This window comes from Candidatus Krumholzibacteriota bacterium, assembly GCA_016932415.1.
Taxonomy (GTDB): Bacteria; Krumholzibacteriota; Krumholzibacteriia; order Krumholzibacteriales; family Krumholzibacteriaceae; genus Krumholzibacterium.
Map to the genome: position 1 here is coordinate 1 of JAFGCX010000035.1, position 14,651 is coordinate 14,651.

Genomic DNA, 14,651 nt, shown 5'->3' on the forward strand with positions numbered 1-14,651 from the left:
ATAGAGGATTGCGGCCGCGCCGCAAATGCTCACAACGTTATGTGGCATTTATTTTACTTTCGCGAGAAGAAGGAAGACACATATATTTCGGGCGAGGGGGTAATATCATGAAACATGCTATTCTTGCTCTGTCAATTTCTCTATGCGTTTCCGTTCAGCTTGGTTGTGGAGAGGATAATACTATTTTTGACTTGCCAAGTTGTGATTGCAATGTAACCGATACGGTTACGGTTGATCTCGGGGCAACTTTTACTATTACTCTTTTTGCTGCATATTCAGTAGGGGAATGGTGGGAATTTGAGAAAGGATTTGATGATCAATACGTAGAGCTTGAGTCGTATAAGCTTATTCCTGTAACTCCTGTTGATCCAAATGATGATATATGTGGGATAGCCTATTATCAGAATTGGAAATATAGAACAAGAAAACAAGGCGTTGTATGTGCCACGCTGATATATAGATGTATCAATGAAGATAGATCACAAGATGAAAAGAATGTACTGGTAATAATCGAATGAAAGATTCTTGTTTAAACGCCACATAACAGAGGCATTTGCGCACTCGCCCGATGCGGGCTCGGTTGTCACGGCCGCTGGGGCTGAGTGCTTGCAGATAAACAAGTGGAGGGGCAGCGCCGCAAGGGCTCACAATGTTATGCGTCACATGGGGAAGATGTTATGAAACACGTTTTGATTATTTTCGGAATACTCTTAATTGTAATTTCTTGCTATGATGAGATATCGACGACGATACTAAACCAGCCAAACCTGATATATGAAATTGAGGTTGAGACAGACCGGTGGCGCTCATACGTTGAGCCTTTTCATACCTTTTCATATGATACATTTATTGTGCAAGAGGGAGAGTCGTTTGGTCCTGAATTAGATCCGGGAGAGTATCGCTTCACGCTGTATGCCGCGTTATCCGCTGACTCGGTATTGATTACTTTCGATGAGGGACTTGTTGTTGTTGGGGAAGCGATTGCTCAACCTTCAAGTCATAGATATGTCGGTCTGTCAGAGCTTGAGGCATGTTTAAGGACAAGAAGTTACGATTCCGGGAGTGATTACTGTATAAGAATACTTAAATAACATTTACTAAATTAACCCATTACCTGAGCCCGAGGCTCTCGGACAGTGACTTCGAGTAGTTCAATTACTTTGTTGAAATTCATAGGAAAACGTAGTAAAATACAAAGCAAGCGTAAGAGGTTAAATAATCACTTAGGGGACAATACATTGTTAAGGAGGACAGAGTCCTTTTCAGCTCGCCGTATAATGGATGGGTCTGCGCATTCTCCCTTGTCGATCTGGCAGCAGGGAACCCAGGTTGCCAGGCTCTGACCGGCAGTTGGATCAATTGACGCTCCATTATGGTGAAAGGGGGAAAATATGCTTCACAGATATAGCATGGCGTATAGCACATTGATTATTCTCATGCTAGTTCCTGTTACTCTTTTGTCTCAGACTGGTACTCCGGGATATATAGGACTTTACACTGAAAATTATAGTGATTCCCTGCCTGTGATATCCAGCTATTGCCCATTTGAGGGGATTAACGCTCAAGTCGAGATGTGGATTATTTGCCGACCGAATGAGTTGGGACAATGCGCTGGTGAATTTAAAATTGAGTACCCGGATAACGTAGACTCGGTTTTAGTCACTGTCAGTCCGGATGTATGTGTAATCATGGGCACATTGGGGACCGGAATTTATTATAGTTATTACGAGTGCCAGACTGAATGGAATTGTCCATTTCATCAGACGCTCCTGATTACTTCCCATGAGAGGTCATCCGTGAGTGTTGCGGGGTATCCGGCTACAGGACTGATTTCCTACGCAGATTGCACAGATTTGCGTTCATCCTACGAATGTGTAGCAACTCATGAACTGAACTTGAATTATAGAGATGACGACTACGGATGCACGGAAATCGACATAGGAGTAGAGATAGAATCATCAAGCTGGGGAGTAATCAAGCGGCTATGCAATGATTGAACTGATTACCGCACCGCATAACACGCAGTAAATTTTCAATGTCGCGAGACAATCTCTGAACCGGCAGCTGATGCATCAGGCGTTGAGAATGAGAATGAATAATAGATGGTGAAAATAACGATCTTCTGTATTCTGATGATCCTTGCTGGCGGGTCGCGGGCTCAGCTGCCTCCTAATCCATCCGAGTTCTACGTGGGGACCTGGGCTGACGAGGCTCACCTGGAATCGGTCGTGTGCGGTGACACCGGAACGGTTTTTCAGCTTTATACCATGGCGTGGATCCCCTCAGGATCCGGTCTGAACTATATCACGCTAAGATTTGATTTTCCCGGCTGCCTGGACGGCTCGGCGCGTCCGGTGTTCAGCGAATATTATTTGAAACTGATAGTGGTAGATTATGGGACTGGCGGGACTGAATGGACTGTCCTGTTCGACCAGTGCCCGTCTGGATGGGTGCTTGTCTTCAGGCAGGATATAATGATAATCGATCCTGATCAGTGTGGGGTGATCATTGCGGGAGAACATTCGCTCGCCCGTGATTGCGATTTCGTTCTGCGGGACCTGACTGTTCTGAATGATTTGTCGATAAACGGTCCGGGCTGTGATCCGACACCGACGGGGAACGGCACCTGGGGAAGGATAAAATGCCTGATGGGGAGCGAAAGTTAATTCGATGGGTGGTATTGAATCAAGTTTCAGACTGATTCCAATCGTCCCGGCCGCGCAGCGAGCCATCAGAGCATTACGTAAAAATCAGTCAGTGTCTCCTCTCGCTTTTATAGTCGGTTATATACCTGGGTTACTGATAGGAAGTTTATATTGGCGAGAGGAAACATTTAAAATAAACGCAATGACAGACAAATAAGGCGCTCCTTCCCGGTCATTCAATTATTTCAATTTGAAAAAATCAACATCATTTATTATATTGAACATAGTGAAAAAGGAGGGGGATCATGGATGACTTGAGGCGAGCGTTCTCGTATTTCGTTGTCTGCGTATTCCTTGCTGCCCAGATGTCTTGCTCGGAAAAAGTGAATGAACCTGATACCGAGCCTCCTGCAGTCGGGATCTCTTATCCAACAGATTTATCGACCATAACTGATCAGGTCCACATTTTGGCTGAATGTCATGACGAGAATGGGATTTCGATTGTTCAATTCTTCGTGGATGATGTATTGATCGCTGAAGATAGCAAACCACCATATGATCAGATATGGTATACGGGCTTCTGGCTCGACAGGCAGGGCTATGTGCTATCTGTCGTCGCGAAAGATCAAAATGGTAACATCGGGACTTCAGCACCTGTTACGGTAACTTTGGCAAAGGATTCAGAGTGCGTCCCGGAATTGATCGAGCCTGAAAATGGTAGTGTTATTAATCTGTGGGATGAATACTCGTTTAGCTGGCGGCCAGTGCATGGAGCCAGGGGTTATATCCTTAAAGTGCGAACGTCTGATTTTGAATTCAATCAATATTTTTGCACATCAGGGGGCCCGCAGGAATGTTTCGTGAATCTCAAAGAAACGATCTTTTCTGGACCGATAATGCCCTATAATGCGCCTCCTTTCGGCGATTGGAGCGCTGATGGGTATTGGTCAGTACAGGCTTACTGGAGCAGCTATTATCTTTCGAGTTGGAGCGAAGAGCGGTATGTTCGATTCTCCGATTAGAACAGTTAACAGATGCGATCGCGCATTGTTTAAGTGGGTGGGAGAATGATCATGAATAAGTTTTTCATACTTTGTGCGTCATTTCTGATGATGGTATCGTTGATGAATTCATGCAGTGATACGACCATAAGCCCAGACGGAGATACAGAAACACTTCTTAATGCTAACTTCCGCGAAGCTGATCTCGAGGATAGCGGCTTTCTGACCTCTAATTTTTCATATAGTATTAGTGACGGGAAAGTTATGCTTCAACCTTATGACACCTACGCGTATATGGAATCATTGGAGCAATGGGAAGTTACTCCCGGCTATCTCTACAGATTGACAATCCAGCTTGAAACCGAAGAGTGCGATGACGGTCCAGGTTTTGATCAGACGAATTACTGCGGATTATTATGCAATGATCTTTACCCGGTCTGGATTGTTACGGAAAACCAGGAGTATTTGACAAGGAGTTCCTTTGTAAATGGTATCGACGGTTGGACTTGTTTCTCCGACGAATTCTGCCCCCGGTATGAAACCTATGTGTTTGAAATAACTCAGAACAGTGTCGTCGGCTTTGTTATTGTCGATAATGATCATGTTGAATTTGTAGATTGTGGAGAAACAAATACTGGAACAGTCGAATCGATAAGAATAAGCATCCGCATGGAATCTTCCGGAGGTGTTGGGTTAGGCTCGAATCCTGTTCTTAAAATCCGCAAAATCATACTTCAAAAAGTGACGCTGGAGGATAATTGAAACCGAGAATCGTGTTTCTGTTCCAGCGAATAGAATCTCTCACGCGCCCACGCAGTGAGCGCTCACAAGATAATTCCATGCGTATCCGGTTATCGCGTTTAAGGGCGAGTGTAGTACCCGCTGTAGTGCTATTGACTCTGGCAACTTCCTCTGTCGAGGCCGCGAGAAATAATAAGGCTGCGATTACAGGGACCGGATCTGATTTGAACCAAGAAACCCTGGATTACCCTGAGTTGGAAGTCTATCTGTCGTTCTCGATTTCCAGGCCTCAGCTGGAGGGCGATTTCGACGGAGAATCTTTTTTCGAGGGTGCGGGGCTTGTTCTTCTGGTACCGAAAGTAAAACCCGCCCTGGGTTTCGGCGCGACTCTTGGAGTGAAAAGGCGGCTTGGAAGGACCCTCAACAACGCGCTAGGAGCTGAAATATATGTTATACGTTCAAACCACAACGGCTCATGGCTGGGTCTGCCGGGCGAGGGTGTCTTATGGGATGTAGGCGCCGGCCTCTCCTGGCATTTTCTGACTGACCGCCGCGTCCAGCCCTATTTTAAGGGGTCCATGGGATTTACGGGGTTTGATTTCAATCTCGATGACGTCCCCGAAATCGATACATGTCCCTTTGCCGGCACGAAATGGGCCTTTGGCTTCGGCCTGTCAGTATACCTGAACCAGATGTGGTTCCTCGATATAGGGTTATCAGGCAATAAATATCGATTCGGAGCTCCAGCGGATATCCGCTCCATCGTCCTTGATCCTCCTCTAACTTCCAGCACATTTGATTTTGAAGGCCGCATATGTTTCCGATTCTAAATAGATATCCGGCAGATCCCAAAGATTCCTGAAATCGGCGTTCGAAGGAATTATCCTTGAATAATTATCCATTTCCTGTTGTATCTGGTAGGGATATCATACGCTGAAACAAAGATCGTACAGGAGGAAGCGCCGGTGTTCTGCCCAGAGTGTAGATCCGAGTATCTTGATACTGTCACGACCTGCCCTGATTGCGGGGTGCCACTGGTCGAGCGGCTCGAAGTGCCAGATGAGAATGATGGAGATATATCCCCTTCTGACAGTGAAGAGATCGAATTCGTGAAGATCCTTCATACATTCAGTCCGAACGATATTCTTATGATAAGAAGCGTGCTCGATGCCGCCGGGGCGACTTATTTCATTCAGGGAGAAATGCTGAACTGCGTCAGGCATGCCGCTGAACCTGCCATACTTCTTGTTGCAAAAGACCAGGAGGATGAGGTAAGGAGCCTGCTCAAGGATATGGATCTGGGGTACTTCATAGTAGCGTCATTGAAGACAAAAAAAGGCAAGCCAGAAAAATAACCATCCTGATTTAAAGTTGTGTTTATTTAAATTGCCAAGTATATTTAATCAAGTGGCATGAGACCTCCCCACAATTAAAACTGGCTGATGTGATGACTGCTGTTTTCCTCAGCCATAAGGAGGTATGTCGAGATGAGACGGTTCTCCCGGTTATCTATTTTTGCAATGCTCTTGGTCCTTGTGATCACTCCAGCCGGTTGCAAGGATTCGATACTGACAGCTGACGAAGAAGAGGACGTTATTAATAGCTCGAATCTCGTTCCACGGATCGATCAGGAACCATTTGTGATTATCGACACTCCACCATCAGCGGTGACAATGTTTCCAACCGTCTTCAGATTCAGCTGGCACAGCGGTATCGGTACAGATCCCAAGCGTGTTCGATACCTGCTAAGCCCTGTCGTCGACGAGAACGGCATATACGATCCGATGTTTGATATCATAGGCGATCTGAACGAGAATCCATGGCGATACGAGGATATGTGGTCCCGCTGGTACTCGTATGCCGCCGGTAACGATATGGGCCGAGAAGTCATTATAGGAGACGATGAAGAGATCGATATCAACAAGGCTTATGTATTCGCCGTTCAGGCGATAGCCCCCAGAAAAAATATGACGAAAACATTTTACAGAAACGTCAACGCAAGGAATTTTCTGGTCACCGTGCAGACTTCTCCCATTACTCTGAATATTTCGGAGCCGTTTCTCGGTGGATATGTCTTTATGGGTAATTATTCGATTATCAGCGTCGAGGTTCCCGTTGGGACACCTTTGAATTATTCCTGGAAAGGTGACGCGACCAGGTATGGTGGAGAAATCGCCGGGTATCGTTACGGTTGGGATATCAGCGATCCAGACGATCCCGGGCAGTGGGAAACCGTGTTCTCGCTGGATAATGTTTCGTCGCCGGAAAAAGTGTTCGCGTCTGGAATTCACACGCTGCTTGTCGAGGTCATCGATACGTTCGGATTCTCGACAAAAGGTTGTATGAAGATTACTATAGTGCCATGACAGAAAAGGAGAGCGATATTCCGGCCCAGGTGTGGATCTGAATATCCGCAATTAATAATGTATCAGAATGGTGTTGGGATTGATATCAGCGGTCTGCCCACAGATGATGGTATTTGTGGCCGCTGCCAGTGTTGAACAGAAGTACTTTTTCACCATCCCTGATCCATCCCCTGGCTCTCAGTTTCCTGAACGCCGATAAGGTGGCTCCCCCTTCCGGAGCGGTAAATATTCCCTGCGTCCGGCCGATCAGATCAGCATCATCGATCATCTCAGCGTCCGAGACCGAGACGGCAGTCCCACCACTTTCTCTTATCGCGCGCAGAATCAGGAAATCACCGATCGCGGCAGGCACCCGAAGCCCGGCGGCGACAGTCTTTGCCCCCTGCCAGTATTCAGCGAATTCCGTTCCGTTCTCAACTGCCCGCACAACCGGCGCGCAACCTTCCGGCTGAACACTGACCATGCGTGGCCGCTCAGACCCGATCCATCCAAGCTGTTCCATCTCGTCGAAGGCTTTCCACATCCCGATCAATCCTGTGCCTCCACCGGTCGGATAGATTATTACATCGGGTAACTGCCAGTTCATCTGTTCGGCAATTTCGTAGCCCATTGTTTTCTTGCCTTCAACCCTGTAAGGCTCTTTCAGGGTGGAAATATCAAAACGGCCAAATTTTTTAACGCCCTCGGCGGCGATTTTTCCGCAATCGGTGATCAGGCCGTCGACCAGAGTTACTTTCGCCCCGAGAGCCTTGCATTCGGCGATAAATGGAACTGGGACATCCGAGGGCATAAATACAAAGGCTTTCATTCCGGCCAAAGCGGCGTAGGCGCTCATCGCGCCAGCGGCGTTACCGGCGGACGGGATCGAAACTTCTTTTATGCCGAGCTCTGAAGCGCGTGAAAGAGCTACGCACAGCCCCCGGGCTTTAAAAGACGTCGTCGGGTTCAACCCTTCGTCCTTTATGAAAATATCCTTGAAGTCTATCTGTTCGGCCAAATTTTTCGCGTGAAATATCGGCGTAGAGCCTTCGCCCAGGGAAAGACGATATCTTATCTCTTTTACCGGCAGGAATTCGTGATAGCGCCAGATAGTGGATGCTCTGCCGGCGAGGGCTTCCTTTTGGACAGATTTCTTCGCCGCTTCGAGATCATAGCGGACCAGCAAGGGTTTTCCGCAATCGGCGCATAAATTCCAGATCTTGTCAGCGTCAAAAGTCTTTCCGCACAATCCGCACTCAAGATGAGAAAGATAAGTCATAGATGCTCCTGTTTTGCCGATCGATATTCATATCCGATCCGGTACCCGATGATACTACTTAATCCTGAAAATACCATATACAATATTCTGGAATCGTGTTATAGATAGACCATTACAAACATACGAAAGGAGACTGTATGTCAGGGACGACAAGAGCAAAGATGATCGTTGCGATAGTACTGGGCTTGATTGGAATAATAATAGTCCTGCAAAACTTCCAGCCGGTAGAGACAAAAATCCTCATCTGGAGGCTTACCATGCCTCATGTAGTATTTCTGGGGATCGTTTTTGCTTCCGGATTGATCCTGGGCGCGGTAATTACGTTCATTCTCTATATGCGGCAGCTGAATAAGTGAGTCATCGGTTTCTGAAAAGGTGTGAAATCCATGTTCAGGATATTGATCATACTTATCATGGCGATTTTTTTCAGTTCCTGCGGCGGGAAGAGATCTGAAAAGACAGGTAAAGACCTGACCAGGGCGCAGAAAGACAGTGTTCTGGCCGAATCGGACCTCCCCGGCGCGAAAGTGGTCGGAAAGGCGATTTCTGTTGCCGACTCGGCCGCCGCGAGGGCCGAGCGGCTCTATGGAGAAACACAAAAATAAAGGGTCAGAAAAACCCGGTTCAGAGTGAAATTCTTGCCGATAATCCGATTATTTTAGGTGCAAGTTATCCGGACTTGTGTTAAATGGTATTGATTATCCGGGCGATATGACTTCTCCCGGATAATCAGTTGATGGATAATTCTATCTGACCGGGTATAGACCAGAAATGAAAAGCAACTCGAAAGACGATATCCTCAAATTCGATCTGAGGCCCGGCTTCATGATAGCGGGAAAGTACGAAGTCGTGGAATTGCTCGGCAGGGGCTGGGAGGGGGAGGTATATCGTGTCCGCGAGAAGATGATCGGGCTTGATCGAGCCGCGAAACTCTTTTTCCCACAGCGAAACAGCAGGAATAAGACATCGAATTTCTACGCGAAAAAATTGCACAAATTGCGTCATTGTCCAATTCTGATCCAGTATCACACTCAGGAGAAGATACTGTTCAACGGTGTTTACGTAACGGTGCTGGTCTCTGAATATGTCGAAGGGGAACTGCTTACAAAATTTCTCAAGAGGCAGCCCGGACGGCGTTTGACTCCGTTCGAGGGGCTGCATCTGCTCAATGAGCTCGTGATCGGTCTTGATGTAATACATAATTCGCGCGAATATCACGGAGATCTTCATGACGATAATATCATAATCCGACGGGTCGGCCTGTCCTTCAATATCAAGCTGGTCGACATGTTCGACTGGGGAGCGCCAAAGGGAGAGAATATCCGCGAGGATGTGATCGACCTGATAAGGATTTTTTATGATTCCCTGGGGGGGGCGAAGACCTATCCCGGACATCCAAAAGTGATAAAGGATATCTGTTGCGGGCTGAAAAAATCGCTGATCTCCAGAAAATTCCGTAATGCCGGGCAGCTGCGAAGGCATCTGACTACGATGGAGTGGCAGTAAGAATATCCTTGCTCCCGCAGGGGGGCTGGTAGCGATCAGATAATCCCGGTCATGAAATATTGATTTTGAATATTTGGGGCAATTTTCTGTAATAACAGCAGAAACTCGTTTCAAACGGTGTTCGACCAGAAGGGGGAACCATGAAGATAGGACAAGCAATCCTGGAATTCCTGATAATTTTCGTAATCGCGTTTTGCGTATCCTCGGGCGTCTCTTTCCTGTGGAACCTGCTCTTTCATGGCATGGCTATCGTAGATTGGGAGACATCGAGCCGGCTGGGCGTCATTCTAGGAGTGATAGGGCCCTACGTGATATCGAGGAGCAGCAGGAGCGCGAAGTAAAACAGGCGGCAGAGACCCCACTCAGGAACGATTGGAGGGAAAATGCGCAGGAGACCAGCCATAGCTGTGGTGGCAATAGTGGTATTGCTTACTGCGAGCGATCTCTCTCTCGCCGGAGGGTTATCGATCCGGATGAGAGGCGGGGGCACAAAAGTGACTGGAGACAAGTTCGAGGATTCGCAGTTCCGGATGATCACCGGAGTTGATCTGCTCTATCCTATCGCTAAAAGATTCCACGCCGGATTGCGCGTGGGATATTCAAAATGGGAACCAACCAGCATACCGATCTCTCTTGTCGGATCTTCGCGGATGGTAGACGGCACCATATCGAATGTCGAGATCGCCGGGACGATAAGGTATGACGAACCTTTGACCAGGTTTGACCGACTGAGCATTTTCGGTGAGGCGGGGATCGGGTTCTGTCTTCTCAATTCAAAAGCGGATGTATACTCGCGTCCGGTCATCCCTGATCCAGGTCCCTGGGAGTATCTGTATACGATCGATTCGGAAAACAGGCCCTCTTTCTGCGCAGGCGCGGGGCTGAACTTTCGCGTGACAGAATTGGTCGGCCTGGAAGCGCTGGCCGCTTACAGCTATATTTTTACCGCCGACGAGCCGACAAAATTCTACTCATTTAACGGCTGTATTGTGTTAAATTTGTTCTAGATCGAATTTGCCGAGTTGATAATTGAATGACCAGTACTTAGCGGCCGGGACTGTGAAGGGCTGTTTCTGCCCGTCAGGTCAATGATAAAGGTATAACAGTGGGTATCTCCAGGACAGTCTATACGATGGGGACCAGGGCAAGAGGGACTGACGTCATAGGGATCCGCGACCGACTCCTTCAGTCGCAGTGGTGGAGCAGGGAGCGTTTTCGCGAGCACCAGCTCGCGCGGCTCAACGATCTTATAGCCCATGCCAGGAGCAATTCTCCTTTTTACAGAAAGATATTCGAGGATAACGGGCTTCATGGCGGGGTGTCGGATCTCGATCAGCTTCGCCTGCTTCCATCGACAGGGAAAAGAGACCTGATCGAAAAGAACGATCTGATCCAGAACCAGGGGTCAGGCGGAAAGATGATTCCTTCCCGGACATCGGGTAGTACGGGGGAAGCGCTTCGATTTTCAAGGTCCGCGCCCTGGGACGCCGCGCATCGCGCCGCTATAGCTAGAGGATACAGCTGGTACGGCGTCGAACCATGGATGAGAAACGGTCTTCTGTGGGGTATTCCATCTTCCTTTTCCGGGAGGTTGAAAACGCGTTTCGCCGACGTCCTGCAGAACAGGTTCAGGACAAGGAGTTTCGATCTCAGGCCTGACACGCTTGAAGATTTTTACGACAGGCTCCGGGGAGCTGAATTCCTGGAGGGGTATTCGAGCATGATTTTCGAGCTTGCCCGTTTTATAAATGAGAACCACCCCGGAGATGACAGGCTGCCGCTGAGGATGATCAAAGGGACTTCGGAGAAGATATATCCGTATTACCAGGAAGAGTCGAAAAAAGCTTTCGGGATGAAGATCGTCGGTGAATATGGGGCGGCTGAAACGGGGATCATCGCCTTCGAATGTCCCGAGGGAAGCATGCATCTGAACATGGAACACGTTATAGTCGAAGTCGAAGAAGAGGAGATAATCGTCACGAACCTCCTGTCCCATTCTTTCCCGGTTATCCGCTACAGGCTCGGGGATTACGTCACGCTCGATGAGGATTCAAAATGCCCGTGCGGGAGGGATACGCCGATCATAGCAGAGATCACCGGGCGGACGGGGAAGCTGATCCGAGGAATAAGCGGAGCGACCTTTCCGAGCCTCGTCGTGTATTATATCATCAAGAACGTCACTGGCGACAGCTGCCAGATAAGGGGACTCCAGGCAGTACAGGAACGGGAAGGAGCCCTCATCTTCAGGGTCGCGGCTCCGCCGGATATCGATCCTGATTCAAGGTCGGCGATCGATGCGAAGATAAAAAGGGCGGCGCGGCGCTATTTCAACGAAGAGATCGAATCATCGATCGAATTCGTGTCTTCTCTTCGCCAGGAGAATGGGAAAATGACTGATTTCATCTCTCATGTCCAGCCGCGGCGCCAGCGATCCTAAAGCATGCCAAGCTGCCATAGAAGGAAGATCACCCTGTCGGCGTCGTCCTCTATCTGCTTGCTGACAGGAGTGCCTCCCGAGTGTCCCGCTTTCGTGTCATAGAGAAGCAGGATCGGGTTGTCAGAGCCGTTATTTTCATGCATCAGCGCCGTCATCTTCCGGATATGAAGAGGAGCGACACGCGTATCGGAATCGCCCGAGATATATAGCGTTGCCGGGTATTTCGTCCCCTTCTTCACGTTATGATACGGCGAATAGGCATGGATATATTTGAACTGCTCCGGATCGTCAGCAGATCCGTATTCTGGGACCCAGAAACGGCCGAGCATGAATTTATGGTAGCGGAGCATATCGAGAAGCGGATATGTGCAGACGACCGCCTTATAGAGCTCCGGCCGCTGGTTTTCGACTGCGCCGACGAGCAGGCCGCCATTGCTACCACCTGAGATCGCCAGCCTCGAAGGGCTGGTGTATTTATTGTCGATCAGCCACTCGGCCGCAGCGATGAAATCGTCGAAGACATTCTGTTTCTTTTCGCGTATACCGGCCTTGTGCCACTTCTCACCGAATTCTCCGCCGCCTCGCAGGTTCGGCATGGCGAATATGCCTCCTCTTTCCACCCAGAGGACACCAAGGGCCGAGAATCGGGGGGTGAGGCTAACGTTGAATCCCCCGTATGAGGTCATCAGAACAGGGTTGTCGCCGTCGAGCTTGATGCCTTTTGAATGAACAAGGAACATCGGGATCTTCGTTCCGTCCTTCGATTCGTACCAAACCTGGTCTACAGCGATCGTCTCCGTATCGACAGGGACATCGAGCTTTGCCCAGATCTGCTGTTTTCCCTCGACCATATCGTATCTATATATCGTCGTCGGTACGTGGAATGATGAAAAGACGAAGAAAGCTTCATTCCTGTCCCAGTTGCCCGCGATCCCGCTTACGGAACCGAGCGTGGGAAAGGATATCTGCCGTATGAATTTTCCATCCGGCTCGCAGATATCGACCCTGGAGACGACGTTGTCAAGGTAGCGCAGGCAGAGTTTTCCTCCCACAAGTGAGAATCCTTCCAGAACGCGATCCGATTCGGGGATCACTTCTTTCCAGTTTTTCGGCGCGGGGTCGGACATATCGGCGACCATTATTTTTCCGTTCGGGGCATTCCAATTCGTCTGTATGTAGGCCTTGTCGCCTATTATCTCGGGGAAGAAATTGGCGTCTATATCGTTGACGACAGTCTTGACAGGCCCATTCTCGCTGAGGTCCTTGTAGTATATTTCGACCTTTTCCCCGGCCGAACCGTGGAAGACCAGGATCCCGAGATATCGGCCGTCTTCCGAGAGTCCGGCGCCGATCCCGATTCCCGCTCCGAAACCTTCACCGAATATCTCCTCGTCATCCGCCATATCCGAACCGATTTTGTGGAAGTAGACCCTGGACCCAGAGAGTGGATTGTGAAGGGAGTAATAGAATCCGCTGTTGTCCGGCATGATAGATATTCCGAAATAGAGCCCCTTCGGCAGCTGATCCGGAAGGTCTTCCTTTTTATCGACATTGAAGAGGCGGACGGTCAGTTCATCCTGACCACCCTCACGGATGCCGTAAGCGAGGAGAGAGCCGTCCCTGCTTACGTCGAGCATGTCGACGCTGCTCGACTGGTCCTCGCTCATACTGTTGGGATCGATCAGTACGACATCTTTGCCTTCGAGTCCTTCTCTCATGTAGATAACGAATTGATCCTGATCGGCCGAGCGGCGCGAAAGAAAATACCTGTTGCCGCGGACGGTGGGGATACCGATCCTGTCGATCTTCATCAGGGCGGTAAGCCTCTCAACGAGCTCCTTGCGCCCTGGAAGCTGATCAAGGATCGAATGGGTGTATTCGTTCTCTGCCTTTATCCATGCCCTGGTCTCGGCACTTTCCTGATCCTCGAGCCATCGGTACGGGTCGACGATCTCGATTCCGTGCAGGGTGTCGACGACATTGTCTTTTCTCGTCACAGGTGGACGGGGTACTGTTATCTTTCCAGCGTCAGCGAGAGTGACGGCAGCAAGGGAAAGAGTGAATAAAAGAAGCAGGCCTCGAAGAACAATTTTTCCAAATCCCGGCCGCGCTGATTTACCTGACATGGGCGGTACCTCCCTGGTTGAATCGGAGATGCTGTCCGACAGTTTGACTACCGGTCAGAAGCGTATCAATCAACTGCTGACTGCATTTTTCATCCAAATATTCTTATTTATGCCCGTGATAGACCTTGGCGACAATCTTCCAGCCGTCCTCGAATTTCAGGAGGGACAGATAGTCGGTATATATGAGTTTTCCATCTCGTGACGCTTCGATCTTGGCGCTTGCGCATCCTCCCGTGACGTCAAGAGCGACTATTTTGCAGTCCATTCTGACTTTTGTCCTGTCAAAAGAGGGATCACTTTTGCGCTTTTCGATCCCCGCGATCCAGGTATCTATCGGGTAACGGTTTATCTTGTTACCATCTGCCGAGAAAATTGCGAAATCAGGATGGAATCCATTGCGCATCGTAGCGGTGTCCTGGTCGTTGAAAGCGCCATTGAAGTAGCTTGACTCGATTACTTTCCTTACATCTGCCTGATCGTCGGCGTGGATCGCTCCCGCGTAAAAAGCCGTAATCAGGAGAAGTGCTATAATGAGTGTAAAAGATTTTTTCATAAGGCCCTCCTTTTTTCC

The 14,651-nt window shown here is 48.9% G+C and carries 17 protein-coding genes; 14 read left to right on the top strand and 3 right to left on the bottom strand.

Annotation, left to right across the window (positions count from 1 at the left end; all coding sequences use genetic code 11):
- Positions 1–107 precede the first annotated feature (107 nt).
- The 8 genes from JW814_11800 to JW814_11835 all read left to right on the top strand — a co-directional run bounded on the left by JW814_11800 (position 108) and on the right by JW814_11835 (position 6,753).
- Positions 108–518 (top strand): hypothetical protein, encoded by a 411-nt coding sequence (locus tag JW814_11800; GenBank protein MBN2072129.1) that lies wholly within the window; start codon positions 108–110, stop codon positions 516–518.
- Positions 519–677: 159 nt separating this feature from the next.
- A complete protein-coding gene (locus tag JW814_11805; protein ID MBN2072130.1) occupies positions 678–1,091 on the top strand; it encodes a hypothetical protein in 414 nt (137 codons plus the stop codon).
- A 1,011-nt stretch (positions 1,092–2,102) separates the two neighbouring features.
- Entirely contained in the window at positions 2,103–2,666 is a 564-nt protein-coding gene (locus tag JW814_11810; GenBank protein ID MBN2072131.1) for a hypothetical protein, read from the top strand.
- A 284-nt stretch (positions 2,667–2,950) separates the two neighbouring features.
- Positions 2,951–3,667: a hypothetical protein gene (locus tag JW814_11815; GenBank protein MBN2072132.1), complete on the top strand. Its 717-nt coding sequence runs from the start codon at positions 2,951–2,953 to the stop codon at positions 3,665–3,667.
- A gap of 51 nt (positions 3,668–3,718) precedes the next feature.
- Positions 3,719–4,408, top strand: coding sequence for a hypothetical protein (locus JW814_11820; GenBank protein ID MBN2072133.1), 690 nt, complete (start codon positions 3,719–3,721; stop codon positions 4,406–4,408).
- A 233-nt stretch (positions 4,409–4,641) separates the two neighbouring features.
- The gene (locus JW814_11825) at positions 4,642–5,217 is read left to right on the top strand and encodes a hypothetical protein (GenBank protein ID MBN2072134.1); all 576 of its coding nucleotides are present in this window, start codon (positions 4,642–4,644) and stop codon (positions 5,215–5,217) included.
- A 135-nt stretch (positions 5,218–5,352) separates the two neighbouring features.
- Positions 5,353–5,742 (top strand): hypothetical protein, encoded by a 390-nt coding sequence (locus tag JW814_11830; protein MBN2072135.1) that lies wholly within the window; start codon positions 5,353–5,355, stop codon positions 5,740–5,742.
- A 132-nt stretch (positions 5,743–5,874) separates the two neighbouring features.
- Positions 5,875–6,753, top strand: a complete 879-nt coding sequence (locus JW814_11835; protein MBN2072136.1) for a hypothetical protein — start codon at positions 5,875–5,877, stop codon at positions 6,751–6,753.
- Between the two features lie 85 nt (positions 6,754–6,838).
- On the opposite strand, the gene JW814_11840 is transcribed toward JW814_11835, so the two are convergent.
- Positions 6,839–8,011, bottom strand: coding sequence for a threonine synthase (locus tag JW814_11840; protein MBN2072137.1), 1,173 nt, complete (start codon positions 8,009–8,011; stop codon positions 6,839–6,841).
- Positions 8,012–8,148: 137 nt separating this feature from the next.
- On the opposite strand from JW814_11840, the gene JW814_11845 reads away from it, so the two are divergent.
- The 6 genes from JW814_11845 to JW814_11870 all read left to right on the top strand — a co-directional run bounded on the left by JW814_11845 (position 8,149) and on the right by JW814_11870 (position 11,954).
- A complete protein-coding gene (locus JW814_11845) occupies positions 8,149–8,367 on the top strand; it encodes a LapA family protein (GenBank protein MBN2072138.1) in 219 nt (72 codons plus the stop codon).
- 30 nt (positions 8,368–8,397) lie between these two features.
- Positions 8,398–8,616, top strand: coding sequence for a hypothetical protein (locus JW814_11850; protein ID MBN2072139.1), 219 nt, complete (start codon positions 8,398–8,400; stop codon positions 8,614–8,616).
- Positions 8,617–8,782: 166 nt separating this feature from the next.
- Positions 8,783–9,517, top strand: coding sequence for a protein kinase (locus tag JW814_11855; GenBank protein ID MBN2072140.1), 735 nt, complete (start codon positions 8,783–8,785; stop codon positions 9,515–9,517).
- A 140-nt stretch (positions 9,518–9,657) separates the two neighbouring features.
- Positions 9,658–9,858, top strand: coding sequence for a hypothetical protein (locus JW814_11860; GenBank protein MBN2072141.1), 201 nt, complete (start codon positions 9,658–9,660; stop codon positions 9,856–9,858).
- Between the two features lie 42 nt (positions 9,859–9,900).
- Positions 9,901–10,524: a hypothetical protein gene (locus JW814_11865; protein ID MBN2072142.1), complete on the top strand. Its 624-nt coding sequence runs from the start codon at positions 9,901–9,903 to the stop codon at positions 10,522–10,524.
- 98 nt (positions 10,525–10,622) lie between these two features.
- A complete protein-coding gene (locus tag JW814_11870) occupies positions 10,623–11,954 on the top strand; it encodes a phenylacetate--CoA ligase family protein (GenBank protein MBN2072143.1) in 1,332 nt (443 codons plus the stop codon).
- Here JW814_11870 and JW814_11875 read toward each other — a convergent pair.
- Complete coding sequence (locus JW814_11875; GenBank protein ID MBN2072144.1) at positions 11,951–14,080, bottom strand: S9 family peptidase; 2,130 nt, start codon at positions 14,078–14,080, stop codon at positions 11,951–11,953. The genes JW814_11870 and JW814_11875 overlap by 4 nt on opposite strands.
- Before the next feature lie 103 nt (positions 14,081–14,183).
- Positions 14,184–14,633: a nuclear transport factor 2 family protein gene (locus tag JW814_11880; GenBank protein ID MBN2072145.1), complete on the bottom strand. Its 450-nt coding sequence runs from the start codon at positions 14,631–14,633 to the stop codon at positions 14,184–14,186.
- Positions 14,634–14,651 lie beyond the last annotated feature (18 nt).